The organism is Streptococcus vestibularis, assembly GCF_900636445.1.
GTDB classification, from domain to species: domain Bacteria; phylum Bacillota; class Bacilli; order Lactobacillales; family Streptococcaceae; genus Streptococcus; species Streptococcus vestibularis.
Map to the genome: position 1 here is coordinate 1,751,443 of NZ_LR134275.1, position 25,713 is coordinate 1,777,155.

General features: G+C 39.7%; 15 protein-coding genes, 2 tRNA genes, 3 rRNA genes and 5 pseudogenes. 5 read left to right on the forward strand and 20 right to left on the reverse strand.

The features are described 5' to 3' along the window. Nucleotides 1-35: 35 nt before the first annotated feature. The gene (locus EL076_RS08810; protein ID WP_048787903.1) at nt 36-818 is read left to right on the forward strand and encodes a protein-ADP-ribose hydrolase; all 783 of its coding nucleotides are present in this window, start codon (nt 36-38) and stop codon (nt 816-818) included. 139 nt (nt 819-957) lie between these two features. Next, nucleotides 958-2,451: pseudogene (locus EL076_RS08815) on the forward strand (IS1182 family transposase); the annotation flags it as partial. Here the strand turns inward: EL076_RS08815 and EL076_RS10370 are convergent. The 7 genes and pseudogenes from EL076_RS10370 to EL076_RS08845 all read right to left on the reverse strand — a co-directional run bounded on the left by EL076_RS10370 (nt 2,406) and on the right by EL076_RS08845 (nt 8,331). After that, nucleotides 2,406-2,822 (reverse strand): annotated as a pseudogene (locus EL076_RS10370) (acyl-CoA thioesterase). The pseudogenes EL076_RS08815 and EL076_RS10370 overlap by 46 nt on opposite strands. Before the next feature lie 65 nt (nt 2,823-2,887). Then, a complete protein-coding gene (gene traF, locus EL076_RS08820) occupies nt 2,888-3,223 on the reverse strand; it encodes a conjugal transfer protein TraF (protein WP_126430053.1) in 336 nt (111 codons plus the stop codon). 109 nt (nt 3,224-3,332) lie between these two features. Continuing rightward, nucleotides 3,333-3,406 (reverse strand) — tRNA-Asn (locus EL076_RS08825). A 5-nt stretch (nt 3,407-3,411) separates the two neighbouring features. Beyond that, a 5S ribosomal RNA gene (gene rrf / locus EL076_RS08830) occupies nt 3,412-3,527 on the reverse strand. 83 nt (nt 3,528-3,610) lie between these two features. After that, nucleotides 3,611-6,510: ribosomal RNA gene (locus EL076_RS08835) — 23S ribosomal RNA — on the reverse strand. Between the two features lie 146 nt (nt 6,511-6,656). After that, nucleotides 6,657-6,729: transfer RNA gene (locus EL076_RS08840), tRNA-Ala, on the reverse strand. 54 nt (nt 6,730-6,783) lie between these two features. Beyond that, nucleotides 6,784-8,331, reverse strand: a 16S ribosomal RNA gene (locus EL076_RS08845). The 16S, 23S and 5S rRNA genes sit together here with 2 tRNA genes alongside, the layout of an rRNA operon. Before the next feature lie 471 nt (nt 8,332-8,802). Between EL076_RS08845 and EL076_RS10630 the strand changes: the two are divergent. Then, nucleotides 8,803-9,183: pseudogene (locus tag EL076_RS10630) on the forward strand (IS30 family transposase); the annotation flags it as partial. Nucleotides 9,184-9,317: 134 nt separating this feature from the next. On the opposite strand, the gene tgt reads toward EL076_RS10630, so the two are convergent. The 4 genes and pseudogenes from tgt to EL076_RS10590 all read right to left on the reverse strand — a co-directional run bounded on the left by tgt (nt 9,318) and on the right by EL076_RS10590 (nt 12,243). Further along, nucleotides 9,318-10,460: a tRNA guanosine(34) transglycosylase Tgt gene (gene tgt / locus EL076_RS08855; protein WP_048788161.1), complete on the reverse strand. Its 1,143-nt coding sequence runs from the start codon at nt 10,458-10,460 to the stop codon at nt 9,318-9,320. 380 nt (nt 10,461-10,840) lie between these two features. Then, nucleotides 10,841-11,269 (reverse strand): annotated as a pseudogene (gene tnpA, locus EL076_RS08860) (IS200/IS605 family transposase). A 220-nt stretch (nt 11,270-11,489) separates the two neighbouring features. Then, nucleotides 11,490-11,624: a 50S ribosomal protein L34 gene (gene rpmH, locus EL076_RS08865; RefSeq protein ID WP_002885866.1), complete on the reverse strand. Its 135-nt coding sequence runs from the start codon at nt 11,622-11,624 to the stop codon at nt 11,490-11,492. Nucleotides 11,625-11,973: 349 nt separating this feature from the next. Then, complete coding sequence (locus EL076_RS10590) at nt 11,974-12,243, reverse strand: NAD(P)H-dependent oxidoreductase (RefSeq protein WP_232009699.1); 270 nt, start codon at nt 12,241-12,243, stop codon at nt 11,974-11,976. Between the two features lie 508 nt (nt 12,244-12,751). Here EL076_RS10590 and EL076_RS08875 point away from each other — a divergent pair. Further along, nucleotides 12,752-13,432, forward strand: a complete 681-nt coding sequence (locus EL076_RS08875) for an IS3 family transposase (RefSeq protein WP_117646788.1) — start codon at nt 12,752-12,754, stop codon at nt 13,430-13,432. A gap of 76 nt (nt 13,433-13,508) precedes the next feature. On the opposite strand, the gene jag is transcribed toward EL076_RS08875, so the two are convergent. The 5 genes from jag to EL076_RS08900 form a co-directional block, all read right to left on the reverse strand. Further along, a complete protein-coding gene (gene jag, locus EL076_RS08880) occupies nt 13,509-14,558 on the reverse strand; it encodes an RNA-binding cell elongation regulator Jag/EloR (RefSeq protein WP_064520020.1) in 1,050 nt (349 codons plus the stop codon). Between the two features lie 11 nt (nt 14,559-14,569). After that, complete coding sequence (locus tag EL076_RS08885; RefSeq protein WP_048788604.1) at nt 14,570-15,376, reverse strand: membrane protein insertase YidC; 807 nt, start codon at nt 15,374-15,376, stop codon at nt 14,570-14,572. 115 nt (nt 15,377-15,491) lie between these two features. Then, nucleotides 15,492-15,827 carry a ribonuclease P protein component gene (gene rnpA, locus EL076_RS08890; RefSeq protein ID WP_003095974.1) on the reverse strand — a complete coding sequence of 112 codons (336 nt, stop codon included), beginning with the start codon at nt 15,825-15,827 and terminating at the stop codon, nt 15,492-15,494. An 84-nt stretch (nt 15,828-15,911) separates the two neighbouring features. Beyond that, on the reverse strand, nt 15,912-17,297 hold the full coding sequence (argH, locus tag EL076_RS08895) for an argininosuccinate lyase (protein ID WP_048788607.1): 1,386 nt from the start codon (nt 17,295-17,297) through the stop codon (nt 15,912-15,914). Between the two features lie 326 nt (nt 17,298-17,623). Next, a complete protein-coding gene (locus EL076_RS08900; RefSeq protein WP_126430055.1) occupies nt 17,624-18,823 on the reverse strand; it encodes an argininosuccinate synthase in 1,200 nt (399 codons plus the stop codon). Nucleotides 18,824-19,437: 614 nt separating this feature from the next. Between EL076_RS08900 and EL076_RS08905 the strand changes: the two are divergent. Beyond that, nucleotides 19,438-20,188: pseudogene (locus EL076_RS08905) on the forward strand (IS30 family transposase). A gap of 509 nt (nt 20,189-20,697) precedes the next feature. Here the strand turns inward: EL076_RS08905 and gltX are convergent. The 4 genes from gltX to rplK form a co-directional block, all read right to left on the reverse strand. Further along, nucleotides 20,698-22,152, reverse strand: a complete 1,455-nt coding sequence (gene gltX, locus EL076_RS08915) for a glutamate--tRNA ligase (RefSeq protein ID WP_003091903.1) — start codon at nt 22,150-22,152, stop codon at nt 20,698-20,700. 181 nt (nt 22,153-22,333) lie between these two features. Continuing rightward, entirely contained in the window at nt 22,334-24,304 is a 1,971-nt protein-coding gene (locus tag EL076_RS08920) for a peptide ABC transporter substrate-binding protein (RefSeq protein WP_003092023.1), read from the reverse strand. A 180-nt stretch (nt 24,305-24,484) separates the two neighbouring features. Next, the gene (gene rplA, locus EL076_RS08925; protein WP_037621255.1) at nt 24,485-25,174 is read right to left on the reverse strand and encodes a 50S ribosomal protein L1; all 690 of its coding nucleotides are present in this window, start codon (nt 25,172-25,174) and stop codon (nt 24,485-24,487) included. Nucleotides 25,175-25,273: 99 nt separating this feature from the next. Next, on the reverse strand, nt 25,274-25,699 hold the full coding sequence (gene rplK / locus EL076_RS08930) for a 50S ribosomal protein L11 (RefSeq protein WP_002885648.1): 426 nt from the start codon (nt 25,697-25,699) through the stop codon (nt 25,274-25,276). Nucleotides 25,700-25,713: the final 14 nt, after the last annotated feature.

The following is a 25,713-nucleotide window of genomic DNA, read 5'->3' on the forward strand; positions in this document are numbered from 1 at the left end:
TAATAAATAAACCAAAAAAATAGAAAAGAGTAAACATGGATAAAGATGCAATGATTACCTATCTCATAGGTGAACTCAAAAAAGAAAATCTAGAATTACATGATTTGATTGTTCCAGAAGAGCTCGAAGAAAAGCAGAAACTCCTAAGAGCACTCTTTAATACACGTAAACCAATGGCAGCATCAACACAATTCTTGACCATCCAAGACCTTTACCTACAAGTTAGAAAAGGTGAACGAGGAATAGTACAACTCAACTCTCTCCAGTCTATTCCTCAAGATGAGAGAATCTATCTATGGAAAGGTGATATTACAAGACTAGAGGTAGATGCAATTGTAAATGCAGCAAATAAAACCTTACTTGGATGTATGAAACCACTCCATAATTGTGTTGATAATGCTATTCATACATATGCAGGTGTCCAGTTACGTCAAGCTTGTTTCGAACTCATCTTAGAACAAGGATATGAAGAACCAGTAGGAATGGCTAAAATAACCCCAGCTTATAATCTCCCTTCTGCCTTTGTTATACATACAGTTGGTCCAAAAATTGAAAACCAACTAACACCAATTGATGAAGATCTTTTGGTTAAATCGTATCTTTCAGTATTAGCACTAGCGGAAAAAAACAATATAGAATCAATATCCATACCATGTATATCAACTGGCGATTTCAAATTTCCAAAACAAAAAGCAGCAGAGATCGCAATCAAAACTGTAAAATCCTTTATTGATCACTCTGAAATTGTTAAAAAAGTTATTTTTAATGTCTTTGATGATGAAAATTTAAATATTTATCAAGATCTCCTTGCAGAATAAAAAAGAAAATCAAAATTGATTTTTTCAGATTGAAGACAAAGTCCTCAGAAGTTATACTTCTGGGGATTTTTCTTGCTTTGAAGGAGTATAATAAAAGAAAAAAGGTATTTGGTGAGGTGCTCCTACGTTTCACACCCCCCCTGAATACAATCGACGTCAAGTAGGATTCTATACGCTTGATGAACTTGTGCCTAAAGACCATTTTCTAAGAAAAGTAGAGGAAACGATTGATTTTTCTTTTATTTATGATCTTGTCGAAGATAGTTATTCCTCGGATAATGGTCGCCCTAGTCTAGACCCTGTTTTATTAGTTAAAATTCCGTTGATTCAATGTTTTTATGGCATTCGTTCTATGCGCCAAACCATCAAAAATATTGAGGTGAATACGGCTTACCGGTGATTTCTTGGCTTATCTCTGGACGATAAGGTACCACATTTTACAACTTACGGTAAGAACTATAGCCGACGCTTTCAAAACAAAGAAGTTTTAGCACACATTTTTAGTCATGTGCTTCATCATGTTTTGGAAGCAGGGCTCATTGATCCCTCAGAAATCTTCATTGATGGGACTCATATCAAGGCAACTGCTAATAATCATAACTACAAAACTGTTGTTGATCAAAAAGCTAAATTCATGAGTGAACAACTGGAGACTGAAATTAATTTAGATAGGAGAAAACACGTAAAAAAGTTCTTAAAGCCCGCAAAAAAAGGCGAGGCTAAACCTAAGAAACAATCAACGACGAACCCAGACAGTGGTTTGTTTCATAAGGAGGGAACATAAGGAAGTCTTCGCTTATAATACTCAGGTAGCTTGTGATAAACATGGTTGGGTCTTGGCTTATACAGTTGAATCAGGAAATATCCATGATAGTCAGGGCTTCCCTGGCCTTTTTGCCAAACTAGAAGCCTTCTCACCTGAATTCATTATTGCGGATTCAAGCTATAAAACACCTAGTATTGCCAAGTTTCTTCTAGAAAAAGGAATTACACCAGTTTTCCCTTACACTAGACCAAGAGGTAAGAAAAATTTTTTACGTCCAAAAGACTTTGTCTATGACGAGCATTTTTATTATTATCTTTGTCCAGAGAATTAGGTATTATCTTATCGTACAACTACACGTGAAGGCTATAGAGAATATAAAAGCAATCCTAAAATTTGTAAGACCTGTCCCTTGTTAGCGATTTGTACAGAAAGTCGCCAGCACCAAAAAGTTGTTGTGCGTCACATTTGGAAAGATGCCTTGGAAGTCTGTGAAGATATTCGCCATCAAAGTGGTATGAAAGAACGGTATCAACACCGTAAAGAAACGATAGAACGGTTATTCAGAACAGCTAAAGAATATCATAACTTACGTTATACCAGAAAAAAGGAAAGTCCAAAATGGAAGATAAGGTTGCGCTTACTTTAGCATGTCTAAATATCAAAAAATTGGTAAAAATGATAGCAGGAAAGACCTATAATTATACCCAAATATCTCAATATTATTGGATTATAGGAGAATTAGGTAAGAATATAAAAAAGACAAACATCAAAAACGATGTTTGTCTTCATTCTCAGAAAATCAAAATTGATTTTCTTTTTTATTATAAAATTGATTGTTCTTTCAAAAATTTAAAGAATGCAGGGTAATCATTTTTTAGATTAACAAAACTACCTTCTTTCGACAAAAAACTATGTTCTGAAAGACCTGTACAAACTAGAACACCATCTTGATTTAGCATTCTATACAGAAAAAAGTTTAGCAGATTTAACACTTTTTACAGAAATTTCTATAGAAATCTGATCTAAGAAAGTCGTTGAAGCTTTATATTAACACGAATGCGTTGGCTCGAAACCAGCTAACCCGGTTATACTTTGCCGGAGTGGCGGAATTGGCAGACTCGCTGGACTCAAAATCCAGTGTTCGCATAGAAATAACAGGAGAAATAATTCCCTCCTCAGAAAAAAAGTTCTAGCCTCTTCCATCCATCGAACATAATTGAATAATGAGTAATGCCCATTCAATCTGTTACATAATACTGGACCTCTTGTTTAGAAATAAACATAAGAACCTCCAAAAAATAACTTAAGAAATAAAATCCAAAATGTCTTCCTCAGAGAGCGAAGAGTCACAAACAACCTTCGCAGCACCTTTTTCTGAAACAAACAGTGCAGGTACAGTCGCAATACCATAGCGTTTACGTAAAGCCTGAATCTCTCCCAGTTCATCACTATTTTCACTATTAATATAAAAAATATTAAATTCAAATTTACGAGCAACATTTGATAATTTAGGCTCAAAACGCTGACAATACGGACACGAAGAACGACCAATAAACAAAATAAATTTTTCAGCTGAAGCAATATTCTCCTTAGCCGAAGAGACAGAAATGGGCGTAAAAGCCGATGCAAAAATTGACATAATAATACCTCTCGAATAAAAAAATCTATTCATATAATATCTAAAAAATTGGTAATTAACAAGAAAATAAACCAAAAAAGCTAGACAATATCTAGCTTAAAAAACTATACTCCGCCAGTAGGACTCGAACCTACGACATCATGATTAACAGTCATGCGCTACTACCAACTGAGCTATGGCGGATAAAGGCTAAGCAACTACCGTATCTAACAGGGGGCAACCCCCAACTACATCAGGCGTACTAGGGCTTAACTTCTGTGTTCGGCATGGGAACAGGTGTATCTCCTAGGCTATCGTCACTTAACTCTGAGTATTCTCAACTCAAAATTGAATATCTATACTGTATCAAGAAACCAAATCGTTGTCAATATGTCTCAGTTACTTTCTTTGGATAAGTCCTCGAGCTATTAGTATTAGTCCGCTACATGTGTCACCACACTTCCACTTCTAACCTATCAACCTGATCATCTCTCAGGGCTCTTACTGATATAAAATCATGGGAAATCTCATCTTGAGGTGGGCTTCACACTTAGATGCTTTCAGCGTTTATCCCTTCCCTACATAGCTACCCAGCGATGCTCTTGGCAGAACAACTGGTACACCAGCGGTAAGTCCACTCTGGTCCTCTCGTACTAGGAGCAGATCCTCTCAAATTTCCTACGCCCGCGACGGATAGGGACCGAACTGTCTCACGACGTTCTGAACCCAGCTCGCGTGCCGCTTTAATGGGCGAACAGCCCAACCCTTGGGACCGACTACAGCCCCAGGATGCGACGAGCCGACATCGAGGTGCCAAACCTCCCCGTCGATGTGAACTCTTGGGGGAGATAAGCCTGTTATCCCCAGGGTAGCTTTTATCCGTTGAGCGATGGCCCTTCCATACGGAACCACCGGATCACTAAGCCCGACTTTCGTCCCTGCTCGAGTTGTAGCTCTCGCAGTCAAGCTCCCTTATACCTTTACACTCTGCGAATGATTTCCAACCATTCTGAGGGAACCTTTGGGCGCCTCCGTTACCTTTTAGGAGGCGACCGCCCCAGTCAAACTGCCCGTCAGACACTGTCTCCGATAGGGATAACCTATCTGGGTTAGAGTAGCCATAACACAAGGGTAGTATCCCAACAACGCCTCACTCGAAACTGGCGTCCCGAGGTCATAGGCTCCTACCTATCCTGTACATGTGGTACAGATACTCAATATCAAACTGCAGTAAAGCTCCATGGGGTCTTTCCGTCCTGTCGCGGGTAACCTGCATCTTCACAGGTACTAAAATTTCACCGAGTCTCTCGTTGAGACAGTGCCCAAATCATTACGCCTTTCGTGCGGGTCGGAACTTACCCGACAAGGAATTTCGCTACCTTAGGACCGTTATAGTTACGGCCGCCGTTTACTGGGGCTTCAATTCATACCTTCGCTTACGCTAAGCACTCCTCTTAACCTTCCAGCACCGGGCAGGCGTCACCCCCTATACATCATCTTACGATTTAGCAGAGAGCTGTGTTTTTGATAAACAGTTGCTTGGGCCTATTCACTGCGGCTGACCATCAGTCAGCGCCCCTTCTCCCGAAGTTACGGGGCCATTTTGCCGAGTTCCTTAACGAGAGTTCTCTCGCTCACCTGAGGCTACTCGCCTCGACTACCTGTGTCGGTTTGCGGTACGGGTAGAGTATAATTAACGCTAGAAGCTTTTCTCGGCAGTGTGACATCACTAACTTCGCTACTAAACTTCGCTCCCCATCACAGCTCAATGTTAGAGATATAAGCATTTGACTCATATCACACCTCACTGCTTGGCCAGACACTTCCAATCGTCTGGTTTAGTTAGCCTACTGCGTCCCTCCATCACTATATACTCTAGTACAGGAATATCAACCTGTTGTCCATCGGATACACCTTTCGGTCTCTCCTTAGGTCCCGACTAACCCAGGGCGGACGAGCCTTCCCCTGGAAACCTTAGTCTTACGGTGGACAGGATTCTCACCTGTCTTTCGCTACTCATACCGGCATTCTCACTTCTATGCGCTCCAGCACTCCTCACGGTACACCTTCTTCGCACATAGAACGCTCTCCTACCATACCTATAAAGGTATCCACAGCTTCGGTAATATGTTTTAGCCCCGGTACATTTTCGGCGCAGGGTCACTCGACTAGTGAGCTATTACGCACTCTTTGAATGAATAGCTGCTTCTAAGCTAACATCCTAGTTGTCTGTGCAACCCCACATCCTTTTCCACTTAACATATATTTTGGGACCTTAGCTGGTGGTCTGGGCTGTTTCCCTTTCGACTACGGATCTTAGCACTCGCAGTCTGACTGCCGATTATATCTCATTGGCATTCGGAGTTTATCTGAGATTGGTAATCCGGGATGGACCCCTCACCCAAACAGTGCTCTACCTCCAAGAGACTTAACATCGACGCTAGCCCTAAAGCTATTTCGGAGAGAACCAGCTATCTCCAAGTTCGTTTGGAATTTCTCCGCTACCCACAAGTCATCCAAGCACTTTTCAACGTGCCCTGGTTCGGTCCTCCAGTGAGTTTTACCTCACCTTCAACCTGCTCATGGGTAGGTCACATGGTTTCGGGTCTACGACATGATACTAATGCGCCCTATTAAGACTCGGTTTCCCTACGGCTCCGTCTCTTCAACTTAACCTCGCATCATATCGTAACTCGCCGGTTCATTCTACAAAAGGCACGCTCTCACCCATTAACGGGCTCGAACTTGTTGTAGGCACACGGTTTCAGGTTCTATTTCACTCCCCTCCCGGGGTGCTTTTCACCTTTCCCTCACGGTACTGGTTCACTATCGGTCACTAGAGAGTATTTAGGGTTGGGAGATGGTCCTCCCAGATTCCGACGAGATTTCTCGTGTCTCGCCGTACTCAGGATACTGCTAGGTATAAAGACTATTTCGAATACGAGGCTATTACTCTCTTTGGCCTACCTTCCCAGGTAGTTCTTCTATAATCTTTAAGTCCACGTTGCAGTCCTACAACCCCGAAGAGTAAACTCTTCGGTTTGCCCTCTTGCCGTTTCGCTCGCCGCTACTAAGGCAATCGCTTTTGCTTTCTCTTCCTGCAGCTACTTAGATGTTTCAGTTCACTGCGTCTTCCTCTACATTACCTTAACAGTAATGAGTGACAGGCATTACCTGCCGGGTTCCCCCATTCGGACATCTCTGGATCATTGCTCACTTACAGCTCCCCAAAGCATTTCGTTGTTAGTCACGTCCTTCATCGGCTTCTAGTGCCAAGGCATCCACCGTGCGCCCTTATTAACTTAACCTTATTTTGGCCTTTCGACCTAACTCATTAAATATTCACAGCGTTTCGGTTTATTTTCTTGTTACTATCTATATGTAATTACTTACATATGGAATTTGATATAGATATTCAATTTTCAATGGACAATACTTGAATCTTTCGATTCAATGGAGCCTAGCGGGATCGAACCGCTGACCTCCTGCGTGCAAAGCAGGCGCTCTCCCAGCTGAGCTAAGGCCCCACAAGACCTCTCAAAACTAAATAAGAAACTCAAGTACATTCCGTTTTTCCTTAGAAAGGAGGTGATCCAGCCGCACCTTCCGATACGGCTACCTTGTTACGACTTCACCCCAATCATCTATCCCACCTTAGGCGGCTGGCTCCAAAAGGTTACCTCACCGACTTCGGGTGTTACAAACTCTCGTGGTGTGACGGGCGGTGTGTACAAGGCCCGGGAACGTATTCACCGCGGCGTGCTGATCCGCGATTACTAGCGATTCCGACTTCATGTAGGCGAGTTGCAGCCTACAATCCGAACTGAGATTGGCTTTAAGAGATTAGCTTGCCGTCACCGACTCGCAACTCGTTGTACCAACCATTGTAGCACGTGTGTAGCCCAGGTCATAAGGGGCATGATGATTTGACGTCATCCCCACCTTCCTCCGGTTTATTACCGGCAGTCTCGCTAGAGTGCCCAACTGAATGATGGCAACTAACAATAGGGGTTGCGCTCGTTGCGGGACTTAACCCAACATCTCACGACACGAGCTGACGACAACCATGCACCACCTGTCACCGATGTACCGAAGTAACTTTCTATCTCTAGAAATAGCATCGGGATGTCAAGACCTGGTAAGGTTCTTCGCGTTGCTTCGAATTAAACCACATGCTCCACCGCTTGTGCGGGCCCCCGTCAATTCCTTTGAGTTTCAACCTTGCGGTCGTACTCCCCAGGCGGAGTGCTTAATGCGTTAGCTGCGGCACTGAATCCCGGAAAGGATCCAACACCTAGCACTCATCGTTTACGGCGTGGACTACCAGGGTATCTAATCCTGTTCGCTCCCCACGCTTTCGAGCCTCAGCGTCAGTTACAGACCAGAGAGCCGCTTTCGCCACCGGTGTTCCTCCATATATCTACGCATTTCACCGCTACACATGGAATTCCACTCTCCCCTTCTGCACTCAAGTTTGACAGTTTCCAAAGCGAACTATGGTTGAGCCACAGCCTTTAACTTCAGACTTATCAAACCGCCTGCGCTCGCTTTACGCCCAATAAATCCGGACAACGCTCGGGACCTACGTATTACCGCGGCTGCTGGCACGTAGTTAGCCGTCCCTTTCTGGTAAGCTACCGTCACAGTGTGAACTTTCCACTCTCACACTCGTTCTTGACTTACAACAGAGCTTTACGATCCGAAAACCTTCTTCACTCACGCGGCGTTGCTCGGTCAGGGTTGCCCCCATTGCCGAAGATTCCCTACTGCTGCCTCCCGTAGGAGTCTGGGCCGTGTCTCAGTCCCAGTGTGGCCGATCACCCTCTCAGGTCGGCTATGTATCGTCGCCTAGGTGAGCCGTTACCTCACCTACTAGCTAATACAACGCAGGTCCATCTTGTAGTGGAGCAATTGCCCCTTTCAAATAAATGACATGTGTCACCCATTGTTATGCGGTATTAGCTATCGTTTCCAATAGTTATCCCCCGCTACAAGGCAGGTTACCTACGCGTTACTCACCCGTTCGCAACTCATTCAAGAAGAGCAAGCTCCTCTCTTCAGCGTTCTACTTGCATGTATTAGGCACGCCGCCAGCGTTCGTCCTGAGCCAGGATCAAACTCTCATTAAAATCTTTAATAATTGTTCGAGCGTTAACTCATTACCGTCGTCTGACGATTTATTCTTGTAAATTGACAGGTTATAATTCTTCTATCATAACCCTGCACTTGGTTTCTTATTCAGTTCTCAAAGGTCTTTGTCTCTCTTGAGACAACTTCTATATTCTAGCAAAGATAGAATATCTTGTCAACACCTTTTTTAAAGTTTTTTTCACTTCTTGGCGTTTGCCGTCCCTTTCGAAATAGCTTATTTATAATATCATCTCTGCTTAAACTTGTCAATAACTTTTTTAAAGTTTTGGAACCTTTACGAGTTAGAGACAAATCACTTAAGACAACTTTTATATCTTAGCACCCTTTTGGATAGCTGTCAAGAGGGTTTTTAACTTGAATATACAATACAAGTGATAAGTACACAATAAAAACTCATAAGATTTTCTTGTAAAATAGAATTGAATGAACTCGTTACGAAGGGAAATCTTATGAGCTACCATCATTTTGTTAAGTCACTTCATCGTTATCCGTCTAGTATTAGTCGTGAGTGGAAGGGACATCTAAAAGAAGGAAGCTATTCTCCAAGTCATGCACAGAAATCTTACCATATGGCTAAATCACACTGTGGGCGGAAACGTATGCTTGAAAGAGATCACAATTTAAGCAATACCGTCAAACATTTATTTCTCGATTACCAATAGTCTCCTGAAGAAATAGAAGGTCAGTTGAGATTAGAGTATGGGAAAACTGTTATTAGTTATCAAACAATCTATCGAGCCATTTACAGAGGGCATTTTGATGATAACTCACTATCTCATCGTGCTCGTGGTGGTATTCGTAAGCACCGCCATCGTGGAAAGACAAGTCATCAGACTATTCAGCTGCAGGAAAACAAACTTAATAATAGGCCACGAAATGAAGTATTCTATGGGGAAAGTATGCACTTAATTTGACAATTCAAGAAGGAAAAAAGCAGTACATTCAATACTGCTAAATAAATTATTTAAAAATTTCTGTTACTCGCATTATATCCATATTTTTCAATAAAGTCTTGACGAAACTCAAGTAAGTTGTCATCAACAATAGCTTGACGCACCTTGGCCATCAAATTTACTAGGAAATAAAGATTATGATAACTTGTCAAACGAATTCCAAACGTCTCATCTGCTTTCAACAAGTGTCTCACATATGCACGTGTGTAATTTTTACACGTGTAACAATCACACTCTGGATCAATTGAGCTAAAGTCTTCTGCATAGGCAGCGTTTTTAACCACTAGACGTCCATTGCTAGTCATACACGTCCCATTTCGAGCAATCCTTGTCGGCAAAACACAGTCGTACATATCGACTCCACGGATAACACCATCGATCAAACTATCTGGCGCCCCTACTCCCATAAGGTAACGCGGTTTGTTTTCAGGAAGTAGAGGTACAGTAAAATCTAGTACGGCATTCATCTCTTCATGAGTTTCTCCAACCGCAAGACCACCAATAGAATACCCTGGAAAATCCATAGAAACCAAATCATGCGCAGATTGTCTGCGAAGGTCTTCGAAACCAGCTCCTTGTACAATACCAAAGAGCCCTTGATCGTGTGGCCGACGATGTGCTTTTAGTCCACGCTCTGCCCAACGACTTGTACGTTCGATAGATTTTTTGACATAATCGTATGGCTGGTAAAATTGCGGACATTCGTCAAAGCTCATCATAATATCTGAGCCGAGATTATTCTGAATTGAGATAGCTTTTTCAGGAGAAAGAAACATCTTACTTCCATTAAGGTGATTTTTAAAGGTTACACCTTCCTCTGAAATGTTTCGCTTTTCCGCCAATGAGTAAACCTGGAATCCTCCACTATCTGTAAGAATGGCTTGGTCCCAATTCATAAACTTATGGAGTCCACCAGCTTTAGCAACAAGCTCATCACCAGGTCTCAGCCATAGATGATAGGTATTTGCCAAAATAATTCCTGAACCCATCTGCTTTAATTCTTCAGGGGATTGCGTTTTTACAGTAGCTTGGGTACCGACAGGCATAAACATCGGTGTTGGAAAGGTGCCATGAGGCGTTATAATTTCTCCCAGGCGTGCTCCTGTGTATTTTTCTTTCTTTATTAGACGATATTTAATAGGAAAATCAGTCATTTATACTCCTTACGTTAGGAAAAACAATCCTAAGTATTTTTTAACAAGCGAACATTATCCACAACTGCTTTAGTGTATCAAATTTTATAAGAATTGTCAGCTCTCTATTTTCAAACTGTCGATTCAAACTCTTTAAAGCCCATCGCCTAACATTTTCAGCAAGTCAAAATCACCCGTACATTTATTTTGTACGACTAAACTTAAAAACAAACACTATTGTTAGGTATTTAAGCTGTCTACTTGACAGGGGCCATATCAGAACGGGCGGCTTGCTCTTCAGCTGAAAGACTCTGCTTCCGACCGATGTCTAGAGGCCTACCGAATGGTTTCCCTTCAGCACCACCTTTGCTAGCTGCCCCGTCTAGTGGGAATCTTTAGGATTACTTTCTTTGATTCTTCTCACCTGTAAACGGATCATATTCCTCGAAAAGATTGAACTGATCTGCTATCATGTCCTCTTGTAATGGATTACGAATATATTCTTCAATTCGCTTCTGATTTTGCCCAACCGTATCAACATAAAAGCCTCGACACCAAAATTTGCGATTCCCATATTTATATTTTAAATTGGCGTGTCGGTCAAATACCATTAAGCTACTCTCACCCTTTAAATATCCAATAAATGAAGAGATACCTAATTTAAATGGTATACTCACCAACGTGTGAATATGATCTGAGCAAGCTGCTGCTTCATGAATTTCAACGCCTTTTCTTTCACATATTAACCGTAAAATTTGACTAATACTTGCTTTGTATTTCCCATAAATTATCTGACGTCAATATTTGGGTGCGAACTCAATATGGTACATAGAATTCCATGTAGTATGTGCTAAACTATTATTCTGTCTCAACAAAAATCCTCCTTTAATATATTAATTAGTGGTCGGGAAACCTTATCTAATAAAACACTTTAGTAGGAGGACTATTTGATACATCGCTAAAAGCTTTACGGAACCACTAGCACAGATAATGGTTCCGTAAAGACAACAAAAAAGCAACAGTCTCGAGCACTATTGCTTTTTTGTTGTCTTAAGCTGAAAGAACTTTACGTCCTTTACGACGACGAGCTGCAAGAACGCGACGTCCGTTTTTAGTTGACATACGGTGACGGAATCCGTGTTTACGTTGACGACGGATTTTACTTGGTTGATAAGTACGTTTCACGTTGAATACCTCCTGATAAATTTTCGTATTCGTTTAGCCGGCTATTTTTGATCAGTTACTAAACATACCATATTATTTTATAGTAATAGCATGCTCTTGTCAAGAAATACTTAGAGATTATTTTCACCATATCTTGAAGTACTAAAAGATTCATTAATAAAAAGAACAGACCAATAACCGTAGTAGAGGGGGTTTAAAAATCTAGTATATATCACCCCTTAGCTATTTTTGCAATTTTTTTGAGCTTTGTTTTTTCGCTTTTGCTCACTCATATATTCAACACGCGCAAACTAAGTGACTTTGACTAGTTTAATGCCACAAGTTGTTTAGGATTTGATATTTTAAAACTTTAGTGTGGTCTTGCGCAAAAGGAAAAAATCTTTGGTGTATTATGTGTAGTAATGATCCGCACCGTATCACCAAGTCTACCTTTTAAACCGCGTACTGTATTATCATAAGCAAAACCAGCAACAAAAACTCGTTCAATATATCCTTTTAAGATTGCTGGCATCCCACTCCTCCAAGTTAGAAATATAAAAATCAAATGAACTGTCCAAATCAACAAGTCTCTATAGACTTTCATATCTATATCATGGGCTAAGTCTCTTCTCCTATACATGGCATCGAATCGTAAAACAGGATCATCTTTGTACAAATTAAAGATTCTAATGCCTTTTAGGAGTGATAAATTCTTTTTTCAGTCTCTAGTATAGAGACATTGTAGCTATTGTTGTTTGGATATGCGTAGATAATCGAGATCTCCATTGTTTAGCTCCTTCCATATAGATATCTAGCATGGTACTCACGTTCTCCTGGATAGCCTTCTCGTTAAAATTATCGCCAATTCGTATAGATAGTTGTTCGATACCTTTTGCTCTTATCTCTCCCGATTCCAGTTGTGATTAACTTTTCCTTTAGTTTGGTAGTATTACGTCTCATTTTGACCCTGTTTTTACTTTGTTAGACAGAGACTACTTTTCATTGTCAAAAAAAAACTAGCCTTAAAATAGGCACTGCACCCATGAAATGAGACACAAGAAAACACTCCTGTTGAAATCTGGTAAACTAGAAACAGTAGTGTAAGAATTCTCAGAAAAGAGACGACATAGCAGACAAAATCACTCTGTATAGAAAATCACTTTATTTATGGCTATCGAACCATCACTCGCTTGCTCAAGAAAATTCATAGTCCTGTCGTTAATCAGAAGAAAGTTTATCGTATCATGAAGGAGAGTGGATGGCTCTGTCGGACACGTCCCAAGAAAGTACCAAATCTAGGTAAAACTTACCACGTAACAGACAATAAGCTAGATCGTGATTTTCAGGTAGACAAGCCTATGGAGAAGCTTGTCACAGACATCACCTACCTTTACTTTGGAAACTGTAGACTTTATCTATCTTCAACCGTGGATCTCTATAATCGTGAAATAGTAGCTTATACCATCTCCGAGTGCCAAGATACGGACTTTGTGCCCGACACTCTTAATCAACTTGAGATACCTCAAGGGGTACTTTTACACAGCGATCCGGGATCTGTCTACACCTCAAAAGCCTACTATCAGGCTTGTATAGAAAAAGGTATCACCCGCTCCATGTCCCGAAAAGAAACACCAGCAGATAATGCCTGTATCGAATGGTTCCATCCTGTTCTCAAGTCTGAAATCTTCTATCTCCATAAATGGAGAAACTTAACCAAAGATAATATAACAGATATTGTTAAAAATTACATCATATTTTATAATGAAACTAGAATTCAACAAAAATTAAATGACCAGTCTCCTGTAGAGTACAGAAAACTGGTCGTATAAGAGGTTTTTTGCTTGTCCCATTATTGGGGTGCAGCACCATAAGACTAGTTTTTGTAAGCAATAAACTCTATTCTAATTATACTTTTGTCACCACAACATAACGATTAGGATCATCACCTTCTGAGTGACTTTCTACACCTTCAATTTGAGAGAGAGACTTATGAATGATTTTACGTTCGCTGTTGGTCATTGGATCCATCACATACTCTCTCCCTGTTTCTTTTACTTTGGCTGCTATTTTTTCTGCTAAGTCAATCAGAGTCTCTGTACGTTGCTCTAAATAATCACGAACATTAAGAACAACACTAGAGCGTTTAGAATGACGGTCGTGCAAATAATTTTGTGCTAAAAGTTGTAAAGACTTAAGAACCTTACCGTGATAGCCAATAACACGTCCTGGCTGGTCTGTCTCAATCTGTATAATGATATTACGACGATTGTGACTAACCTCCAGACTAGCATCAACATCCATTTCATAGATGATTTTTTCAAGGTAAGATAAAACGTCATCTGCAGCTGCTTGAACTTCTTCTAAATTGCTTTCAGAAGATTCATCTGAACTAAACTCAGATGCCACAAAAGAGCTGAAATCATCTTCTGATTCTGAAGTTTCTACAGTCTGAAGTTGAGCAACAGGTTCTAATTTGGGCGCAAGAGAAGTAACCTCAGGTTCTGTAGCATCCTCTTCTGATGACTCGCGCTTAACAGATAAAGGAATGACTGTCGCCTTTGGTTGCTCCTGTATTTTACCAGGCAACTCTTCCCCAAAGGTCTCAGTAGCCACTGGTTGCGTTAAGATTTCCTGTGACTCTTCCTTATTATCTGAAACCGTAACAAGCTTTGTCACTTTCTTGGAAGCAATAGTTTCTTCTTTGGAACTTGTAACAAAATCATCCGGATGTTTTACAGCATCAGGAGCCACTTTAACGGTGTTTTGATCTGCTTCATGAGCTATCTTTTCATTTATTGGTTCAACGCTAACTCGAGCTGGCTTCTTTCCGAACCCTAAAAAACCTTTTTTCTCACGAGAAATAACCTTAATATGAGCCTTCATACGGGATAAATTAAGATCTTTCAAACCTTTTTCGATAGCTTGTTCGACTGTTCGTCCAGAATAGACAACCATAATAAGCCTCCTTATTTACGTTTATGCGCCTTTTTCTTGGCACGACGAATCTTAGCTTCACGTTCTTTTTCTTCTGCTTCCAAACGATTACGTTCTTCAATGATTTTAAACGGATTATTAAAAGCCAAAATCTGAACAACTTGGAAGGCGTTTGAAACTGCCCAGTAAAGTGCTACCCCTGAAGAAATCTGAGTTCCAAACCAGAAAATAAAGATTGGAAGCATGATATTCATAACAAGAAGCATTGCACTACGATCTTTAGCCGCCTTATTTGTCAACCAAGTTGAAAGGAAAGTGAAAGCAGCCGCCAAAATCGGAAGAATAAAGTAAGGGTCTTTCTGACCTAGATCAACCCAGAGAAATGTTCCTTCTCGCAATTCTGGCACTCGCGTGAGAGCTCCGTAAAGAGCCATCAAAATAGGAAACTGAATTATAAGAGGAAGGTGACTTGCGTAAGGATTTACACCATGCTCTTTATAAAGTTCTTGTTGTGCATAAGCAAGAGCTTCACGATTCTCGCGTCCAGGATACTCACTCTGCAAGCGACGTAACTCTGGCTGCAACTCTTGTAGTTCACGGCTTGACTTAATTTGGCGATTATACAGAGGAATCATTACCGCACGAATTAAAATCGTGAAAATAATAATACCTAATCCAATAGAACCACCAAATGAAAGCCCTTGAATAGCCTTCCCAAACATTAAAATAAGACGTTCCCAAAGGCCTGTAGAGTGACTTGTAACATCACTTCGTCCACACGCGGACAAAAGCAAGAGAGCTCCTGCACCTAAAACAGATATATTAAGTTTTTTCTTCACTAAAAACTCCTTTTTAATACGATAAAGAACTGCTTCGCTTCCATTCATTAAGAGTATCTCAAAAATCAGGAGTGATTTTAGTTTATCCTACAATGTAAAGAAGCAAAATAATTTTTTAGCCCTTATACAACTTTGCTATTTTTAAGACATGAACGAGATTGCTATAAATGTCTTGGTAACTTAGGTCTTCAACACCTTTACGAGCAATAACGACAAAATCTTGATGTTCTAACTGAGATGACATGTCCATCAGTGCATGTCGTAGACGACGTTTTACCCGATTCCGAGTAACCGCATTACCAAGACGCTTACTGACCGACAAACCTACTCTAAAATGAGGCAGATCACGATTCAGACTGTAGACAACAAATTTTCGATTAGCAACACTGTGTCCTGCATCAAATAATGCTTTAAAGTCTTTCTCTTTCTTAACGCGATAAGATTTTTTCAAAATGCGACTCCAAACTCAAAATTAGTACTATTATATCATAAATAGCAAAAAAGCCCAAAACCTTATGGTTAGGGCCTTAGAGACTTATTTTTTTAGAGCTTTTTGAGCTTCTTTGATTTGCCATTTAACCTGGTCAAAACCAGTTCCACCAAGGGAATGACGACGCTCAACAGCTGTATGAGATTTGAGTGTCTCATAGATGTCCTCTTCAATTAAATCTGAAACTTCTTGATAACGTTCGAGAGGAACATCCTGAAGATAATAGCCAGCTTTGGTACACTCAAGGACAAGTTTTCCAACAATCTCATGTGCTTCACGAAATGGAAGTCCTTTAGACGCAAGATAATCAGCCAACTCTGTAGCATTTGAAAAATCTTTCTCTGTTGAATCTGCCATATGTTTATCGTTAACAGTCATAGTGTTGAGCATCCCTGCGATGATGTCAATAGCGACAGTAATCGTTTCTACCGTATCAAACATACCTTCTTTATCTTCTTGTAGGTCTTTATTATAAGCCAAAGGTAGTGATTTCATCACAGTCAACAGTCCAATCAGATTACCATAAACACGACCTGATTTTCCACGAATAAGCTCCGCCATATCTGGATTTTTCTTTTGAGGCATAATGGAAGAGCCTGTTGAAAAAGTATCAGATAGAGTTACAAACTTAAACTCGTTAGAACACCAGTTAATGATTTCTTCACAAATACGTGTCATATGCATCATGAGAATACTTGAGTTTGACAAGAATTCGAGAATAAAGTCACGATCGGAAACAGCATCCAAGGAATTGCTATATGGCTTTGCGAAGCCCATTAAGTCAGATGTCATATTACGATCAATAGGGAAAGTTGTCCCTGCTAGAGCGGCAGCACCAAGTGGGGAAATATCGGTATGCTTGATATTAAATTCAAAACGTTCAGAATCACGTGTGAACATGTTGTAGTAAGCCATCAAGTGGTGACCAAAAGAAATCGGCTGAGCATGCTGTAAGTGGGTGTAACCTGGCATAATTGTGTAGGTATGTTTGTCTGCTAGACTTACCAAGGTATTACGTAAATTATCAAGTTTCTCAATAACTTCCACTAATTTGGCTTTCAGATATAAGTGCATATCTGTCGCTACTTGGTCGTTACGTGAACGTGCTGTATGAAGCTTTCCTGCCACAGGTCCAATTTTAGCCGTTAAAAGACTTTCCATATTCATATGAATATCTTCGTTAGAAACATCGAATTCTAGCTTACCAGCCTTATATTCCTCCAGAAGCTCTTCCAAGCCTTGTTTAATTTGTAAAGACTCCTCCTTGGTAATAATTCCTGTCTCACCCAGCATGGTTACATGGGCAATAGATCCTTTCAAATCAAACTCTGCCATCTTTTGGTCAAATGAGATTGAAGCACCAAATTCTTCTACCCATTTTTCAAGACTAGCTTCGAACCGACCGCCCCATAGTTTATGATTTTCTGCCATAGTTTTATGTTGAAGATTGCCCCACGCTGGGATAATCTTCCATCCTTTCTTAATACTTATAACAAGCAACAACCTCTTTGGTCACAATAACTTAAATGAAAAAAGCTAGATAGTATTTGTCTAGCTTAATTTGTCTCTCTGGACACTTGTTTTCCTAAAACCCGATCTCTGTCGTATTTTATTTAGGCTCGTGACGCCTCTCAGAACGTCTTCACGAGAATAATATAAGTTATAAGAAAAGAGTATCAGATGCGTCTCCCTGTCCACTTTTATCTGATATTAAGAATTTTTCTTCTCATATCCTACTTTTCTTATGAAATCTGTCATTAATTGTCAAACGGATGGTTAACTTGTGAATTAACCTGAGTTGGAAGACCCCAAAGCTTGATAAATCCAATCGCAGCATCCTGATCAAAGCTGTCAGCTGATGTGTAAGTAGCCAAGTTTTCATCGTACAATGAATTAGCTGATTGACGTGCTACTACTTGAGCATGCCCTTTGTAAAGTTTAACTTTAGCGATACCATTAACAACTTTTTGTGTTTCCTTAATATAAGCAATGATAGCTTGTGTTGCTGGGCTAAACCACAAAGCATTGTAGATAAGGTTTGACAATTCATTTTCAAGAATTGGTTTAAAATGAGAAACTTCACGTACCAAAGTTAAGTCCTCAATTTCTTTATGAGCTGTCAAAAGGGCAATAGCTCCTGGACATTCATAAATTTCACGAGATTTGATACCTACAAGACGATTTTCAACGTGGTCAATACGTCCTACACCATGCTTACCAGCGATAACATTCATTTCTTGGATAAGGTCAGCCAATTTCATTTCTTTACCGTTAAGAGCAACTGGCTTCCCTTCTTTGAAAGTAACATCGACATATTCAGCTTCATCTGGCGCAAACTCTGGTGAATTGGTAATTCCAAAAGCCTCTTCTGGAGCTTGATTCCAAGGATTTTCAAGAACACCACACTCATTGGCACGTCCCCAAAGGTTTTGGTCGACTGAGTAAGGATTATCAAGGTCTGCCGGAACTGGAACACCATTGGCCTTAGCATACTCAATTTCTTCCTCACGAGACCATTTCCACTTACGCACTGGTGCTACTACTTTAAGATCTGGATCTAGAGCAGCGATGGCAACTTCAAAACGAACTTGGTCATTACCTTTACCAGTACAACCGTGAGCGATAGTTGTTGCACCTGTTTTATGAGCAATTTCAACTAATTTTTTAGAAATAATTGGACGGCTAAGGGCTGAAACTAAAGGATATTTTTGTTCATAGTAAGCGTGAGCTTGAAGTGCTGGAAGCACATAATCTTCCGCAAACTCATCTTTAACATCAAGCACGTATGACTCAACAGCTCCAACTGTCAAAGCTTTATCATGGATAAACTCAAGATTTTTACCTTCACCGACATCCATACAAACGGCGATAACATCGTAATCTTTTTTAAGCCATGTAATAGCGACTGAGGTATCAAGACCTCCCGAATAGGCAAGAATAACTTTCTCTTTTGACATAATATTTTTCTCTTTTCTTATATTTTCTTAGGGTTGCTATCTCTATCAACCTTACGAGATTAATTATATTGCATATTTATTCACTTGTCAATACTTTTTTGTTATTTTTTTATATTTATTTCGTTTTATTTGTTTTTATTTATTCTTTTGACCTAAAAAGTGCTTAAATATTAATTTTTATTCAATTTTATGCAAAAGGTGATGAAAAATAAAAAAATACTTTTGAAACTATACAAATAGATTCAAAAGCATCTTTAACTATTTATCTTCTAAAATGCCAAAAGGCCTGTACAAAGTACAGACCTTTTGAACAACAGCATCATCGGTAGAGAATCCAACAGCAATTTTAGATAGAATGAATGTCGTTTTTTATCCTGAACTGCAATTTCTTAATCTATTTTTTATAAATTTCATCACTAAAAGCCATCTATTTAGTATTTTTACAGAAATTAGTTACTTATAAGATAATCATATACTTTTTTAGACCGATAAATTGCAAAATATAGTGCAACAAAAAACTCATAGCCTTTCATTGGTGTAAACTGTAAGTAACGAAACAAACAGAAGCCGAGAAAAAACTATGAGTTGCCCTCCATCCTACCATAACCGATTGAATAAAGATAGAAACCGACTTGAAATTAGGTTTGAAACCTTGCCAAATTGCAAGTAAACTTGGCGTCCATAAGTCTACCATTTCAAGAGAATTAAGACGATGCCAAAATGGTTATTCCGCAGCCTTAGCACAGGAACAGTATGACCACAGGGCTAAACAAAAAGGTCGGAAGTCTTGTTTGACACCAGAGTTGAAAAAGGAAATTGAGGACAGTTTAAAATCCTCCTGTCGCCTGAACAGATTTGTGGCCGCTATCAGTTTGAACAAGAGCCAATGGTAGCTTTTAAAACCATCTATAACTGGCTCTATGATGGTTTGATTGATCTGGATTTGAGCGTCCTTCGTCGTAAAGGAAAAAGTCGACAGCCCAAAGAAACACGTGGAAGATTTAGAATTGGTACGCCAATTGCCAAACGTCCCAAAGAGGTCTAGAATCGTGAAACTTTTGGCCACTGGAAACTTGATACTGTGGTGTCTTCCAGAGGCAAAAGTAAGAGGTGTTTAGCGACCTTTCTAGAGCGAAAAACTTGTTTTTACTTAGCTTTCAAGATAGCGGACGCCTATTCATCTTGGCAGAAAGGAAGCGATGAGAACGCAAATGGCTTACCAAGAGAATACTTCCCAAAGAAAACGGATTTAGCCACTATCTCTGATAAGGCTTTGAACAAGGCCCTATATGATATCAATCACCGACACGAAAATGTTTAGCTTACAGAACCGCTTGTGAAGCACTATTAGATGAGTTAGAGTAAATGTTGCACTTATTCTTGCAATTTATCCTAAGAAAAGGTAGAAAAGCAGATGTGCTAAAAGCCATCCCGTAATGCCTCCTACAAATAAGCAAGAGACTCCCAACGATAAACCAACATTTACTCTTCCAAGCTTTGAGCAAACCTGACATATCACGACTAACAATTAAAAGAGCCAATAGACGTGGAACCGTAAACAAAACGATCATCTCTAGACTCCCACTTTTCCTTTCAAAAATTAACCTACTTTATTGTAAGATAAATATATAATTTAGCGTCATTCCTATTAGAAAAAACTAAAAATATAAAAAAGAGCCTAGATACCTCAAGCTCTTTAACTGACTGATAACCTCAATTTATGGATACATGTCAATGGCGTAGTAGAAACACCAACCAAATCTTAACTTCTCTCTACTTTTTATTACAAATCTATTATAAAAACACTCTTAACTAAAATCATATGATTGCTGACATACTGCTTATACACCCCAACAAATGTTGGGTTAGTTTTTTTATAGTGTTGCAAGAACTTGATCAATATGTTTAATAGATTTTTCACGACCGAGCAAGAAAATAGTGTCTGGCAATTCTGGACCGTGCATTTCTCCTGAAACAGCAATACGGATTGGCATGAAAAGGTTTTTCCCTTTAATTCCTGTTTCTTTTTGAACAGCCTTAATCTGAGGGAAAATGTTTTCAACAACAAACTCATCATCAGACATAGCTTCGAGTTTGGCTTTAAAGGCCTCAAGTACTGTTGGTACTGTTTCACCAGCCATAACTTCTTTTTCAGCCTCTGTCAATTCTGGGAAATCTTCAAAGAAGAGATCTGTAAGAGGAACAATTTCTTCTGCAGCTGTCATCTGTGGTTTGTAGAGTTCCACTAATTTTTCAGCTTTATCTGTTAAACGACCAGCTTCTTCCAAGAAAGGTTTGCAAAGAGCAAAGATCTTATCGAAATCAGCATTCTTGATGTAGTCATTACTCATCCAATCCAGTTTCTTCTGGTCAAAGGCCGCTGGAGACTTGCTTAGACGGTTTTCATCAAAGAGTTTGATAAGTTCTTCGCGAGAGAAGATTTCGTCCTCGCCACCAGGATTCCAACCTAGAAGAGCAATAAAGTTGAAGACCGCTTCTGGAAGGTAACCTTTTTTACGGTAATCTTCGATAAATTGAAGGGTATTAGTATCACGTTTAGACAACTTCTTACCAGTTTCAGAATTGATGATAAGGGTCATATGTCCAAACTCAGGCGCTTCCCAACCAAGAGCTTCATAAACCATAAGCTGTTTTGGTGTATTGGCAATGTGGTCATCTCCACGGATAACGTGTGAAATTTGCATATCGTGGTCATCAACAACAACCGCAAAGTTGTAAGTTGGGTAACCATCCTTCTTCTGGATAACCCAATCACCACCGATATTGCCACCTTCAAATTCGATATCTCCTTTAACGATATCATGCCATTTATAGATTCCTGACTCATTAACAGCCAAACGAACTGTAGGAATAATGCCAGCCGCTTCACGTTCTGCGATGTAAGCAGCTTTTTCTTCTTCAGTCATACCAAGGAACTCGTTAATATAACGAGGTGTTTCACCTGCTGCTTCTTGACGTTCACGTTCTGTAGCCAATTCTTCTTCAGTTACATATGACTTGTAAGCCTTACCTTCTGCCAAAAGTTGATCAATATATTTTTGGTAAAGTGGCAAACGCTCTGATTGACGGTAATTTTCATGTGTTTCAGGGCTTTCATCCCAATCAATTCCCAACCAACGCAAGTTATCAAGCTGTGAACGTTCACCATCTTCAACGTGACGCTTACGGTCAGTATCTTCAATACGGATAATGAAAGTACCGCCATGATGACGTGCATAGAGGTAGTTAAACAATGCCGTACGGGCATTACCAATGTGTAGTAGCCCTGTTGGACTTGGTGCGTAACGAACGCGGATATCTTTAGCCAAGATAAATCTCCTTTTTATGTTTTATTCTTCAGTCTTTGGATACCTGGTTAGCTTGAAGGCTCTCCCCAAGCTTAAGCATAAGCTTATAAGTACCAATCCCTCTTATTATAACACAATCTAAAGGTGGTTCGAGGAATTTTGTCAAAAAAACGACTACCTAAAGGTAGACGTTTTCGATAGTTTACTTAACGTGTTTTGCAAGATCTTTTTGAGCTTTGTCATTAGATTTTGCTTTCTCTTTAAGCCAATCTTTATAAGCTGAATCATATTGTTTCTTAGTTACAATATCATCTTGAGATTTAATATACTTGAAGTAGTAAGTAGAACCTTTATCACCAGCTTGAGCGTAAGCTCCTGAGAATGGCTGGATGCGAGAAACTACCGTTGCCGCACCACTGTAAGCGGTAGTTGGAAGATAGAGGGCACTATCTGTCAACCATGCTTGAGCTTTAGCATATTTTTCATAACGACGTGTCAAATCTGTAGTTTCCTTAGAAGCATCTTCAACTAATTGGTCATATTCTTTAAGACCTACTTTTTCCACAGCTTGACTATTTGGATTGTCGTAACCCATAAAGGACTTAGTGTTTTCGCTACTAGTCGTTTTCAAAACATCAAGATATGTAGATGGATCGAGGTAATCAGGCTCCCAAGCAACACCAACCGACAAGTCCCAATCCTCTGCTGCTGCATTCGAAGCATAGTAAGTAATATTGTAGAAATCGTCAGCTGACAATTGATGGATATCAATTACAACATTCTCTTTTCCAAGTGTAGCTTCAATAGACTGTTTGAGAGATTGCACTTGATTCACAAAAATTTTACTTGTTTGGTTTACTGGAACGTCCAAATGAATTGGGAACTGAACTCCTTCTGCTTGAAGAGCTTCCTTAGCTTTCGCGAACTCAGCCTTAGCTTTTTCTGGATTGTAAAGACCATCCTGACTATCTGCAAGATTCACACCAGACCACTCATCACCATAAGCTGGAAGTTGATCCATTACCATTGTTCCGAAATCTTTACCATCTGCCTGAACAAAGTCTGGTTTAACAAAGATATTACGAACAGCTGTATTAGCACTTTCTTTACCATTCAACTGAGCCGCATAATTTGTACGATCAATGGCAAATCCTAATGATTGACGGAAATCCTTATTAAGAAGTGCTGCTTTAGTTGATGATTTCTGTTGGTCATTTTCTTTAGAGGTATTATTGTAAGTTTGGCGATCAATATTAATACCAACCCCCTCTACTGATGCTGCTGGTTGAGTAGTATAGATATTATCTTTATACTTTTTAGAAACCTTAGAATAATTTGAGCTATTAGGGAAGAGTCGAGCTAATGTGTAGACACCATCAGTGAACTTACGTTCCAAAGACTCTTGATCTGATCCATCATCATAAGTTAATTTGATATTGTCAAAGTAGACATTATCCTTATCCCAATAATTTTCATTCTTGGTGAACTCAATAGACGATTTAGTTGTCAAAGCTTTAAGAAGGTATGGTCCGTTATAAAGAATAGACGTTGGATCCGTTGACTTACCAAAATCTTTTCCTTTAGATTTCAAAAATCCTGCGTTAACAGGCCAAGTGACAGAGTAAGTCAATTTTGAGTTCCAGTAAGGTTCTGGTTGACTAAGCGTATATTGCAAAGTGTAATCATCAACTGCTTTGATACCTACATTTGAGAAGTCCTTGTTGGCACCTGAAAGGTAATCATTCAAGCCCTTAACTGAGTTTTGTAGCAAATAAATCGCTTCAGAATTAGTATCAGCAGCATGCTTAAGACCTGTTACAAAGTCTTTAGCTGTTACATTGGCATATTCTTCGCCGTCTGAAGTGTACCATTTGACACCCTTACGAATCTTGTAAGTATAAGTCAAACCATCTTGAGAAACAGACCAGTTTTCAGCGACAGAAGGTTTTAGATTCCCGTATTGGTCATTTTCAAACAAACCATCAACACCATTACTAACGGCTGTTGTCATATTTTTCTTATTTGTAGAAACATAGTCTAGGGTTGCAGGATCGCCACCGTAAACATAATTATAAGTCTTCCCAGACGTCTTACTTGATGACGAGCAAGCCGTTAATACACCTACAGATAACAGGCCTACGGCTACCAGTAAAAATACCTTACTCTTTTTCATTCATTACCTCCTTAAATTGTAACGTAAAAAGTTTTAAATCAAAAATTATGTGTATACGCGTAAATTATACCATAACCTCCAACAATCAACACTACTTTCTGAAGATTTTTTATTTTCTACTCAAGTATTCCTATCTAGCTCAATTAAAAAAACCTATCCGAAGATAGGTTTTTACTATTCTTACAATGAGTTAGGATCAACTTTGATACCAGCACCTTGTGTAGTAGTGATTGAAAGGTTTGTGATATAAGTACCTTTCGCTGTAGCTGGTTTAGCTTTTTGAATAGCATCGTTAAATGCTTTAAAGTTTTCAACCAATTTTTCAGATTCGAATGAAACTTTACCGATGATAGCTTGTACGTTACCTGCTTTATCAGCACGGTAAGTGATTTTACCACCTTTAGACTCTTCAACTGCTTTAGCAACGTCCATAGTTACTGTACCAGTTTTAGGGTTTGGCATCAAGTTACGTGGTCCAAGGACACGTCCAAGACGACCAACGATTGCCATCATGTCTGGTGTTGCAACAACAACGTCAAAGTCAAGCCATCCACCGTTGATTTTAGCAACGAGTTCGTCTTCACCAACGAAGTCAGCACCTGCTGCTTTAGCTTCTTCAGCTTTAGCACCACGGGCAAATACAAGAACACGTTGAGTTTTACCAGTACCGTTTGGCAATACCATTGCTCCACGGATTTGTTGGTCAGCTTTCTTAACATCAATGTTAAGATTGTATGATACTTCAACAGTAGCATCGAATTTTGCGAAGTTAGTTTCTTGTGCAAGAGCTACAGCTTCTTCTACGCTGTAAGCTTTTGTGCTGTCGATTTTCTCAAGAGCAGCACGCATTTGTTTGCTTTTTTTAGCCATGTTAATTATTTCTCCTTGTGTAATGTGGTCATAACGACTTTCATCTTCCACGTCACTCAGCGAAGTGAGACGACGTCTGTGGTTTTCTTGTTAACTGAATTAGTCAGTAACAGTGAATCCCATTGAACGTGCAGTACCTTCGATCATACGCATAGCTGATTCGATGTTTGCAGCGTTCAAGTCAGGCATTTTAGTTTCAGCAATTTCTTGTACTTGTGCACGAGTTACTGAAGCAACTTTAACTGAGTTTGGAGTACCTGAACCTTTTTCAACACCTGCAGCTTTTTTCAAAAGAACAGCAGCTGGTGGTGTTTTAGTGATGAAATCAAATGATTTATCTTCATACACAGAGATAACAACTGGGATAATCATACCAGCTTGATCAGCTGTACGAGCGTTAAACTCTTTAGTGAATCCCATGATGTTGATTCCGGCTTGACCAAGAGCTGGTCCAACTGGTGGAGCTGGAGTCGCTTTACCAGCAGGAATCTGAAGTTTTACGATGTTTTCGACTTTTTTAGCCATTTTGTAATTTCCTC

What these genes read in the sequence shown, in the direction of transcription:
- EL076_RS08810 (WP_048787903.1), top strand. Translation starts at nt 36, where the DNA reads ATGGATAAAGATGCAATGATTACCTATCTCATAGGTGAACTCAAAAAA.
- traF (WP_126430053.1), bottom strand. Translation starts at nt 3,223, where the DNA reads ATGTCAATTTTTGCATCGGCTTTTACGCCCATTTCTGTCTCTTCGGCT.
- argH (WP_048788607.1), bottom strand. Translation starts at nt 17,297, where the DNA reads ATGGCAGAAAATCATAAACTATGGGGCGGTCGGTTCGAAGCTAGTCTT.
- EL076_RS08900 (WP_126430055.1), bottom strand. Translation starts at nt 18,823, where the DNA reads ATGTCAAAAGAGAAAGTTATTCTTGCCTATTCGGGAGGTCTTGATACC.
- rplK (WP_002885648.1), bottom strand. Translation starts at nt 25,699, where the DNA reads ATGGCTAAAAAAGTCGAAAACATCGTAAAACTTCAGATTCCTGCTGGT.
- jag (WP_064520020.1), bottom strand. Translation starts at nt 14,558, where the DNA reads ATGGTTGTCTATTCTGGACGAACAGTCGAACAAGCTATCGAAAAAGGT.
- EL076_RS08920 (WP_003092023.1), bottom strand. Translation starts at nt 24,304, where the DNA reads ATGAAAAAGAGTAAGGTATTTTTACTGGTAGCCGTAGGCCTGTTATCT.
- rplA (WP_037621255.1), bottom strand. Translation starts at nt 25,174, where the DNA reads ATGGCTAAAAAAAGCAAACAAATGCGTGCTGCTCTTGAGAAAATCGAC.
- tgt (WP_048788161.1), bottom strand. Translation starts at nt 10,460, where the DNA reads ATGACTGATTTTCCTATTAAATATCGTCTAATAAAGAAAGAAAAATAC.
- EL076_RS10590 (WP_232009699.1), bottom strand. Translation starts at nt 12,243, where the DNA reads ATGTATAGGAGAAGAGACTTAGCCCATGATATAGATATGAAAGTCTAT.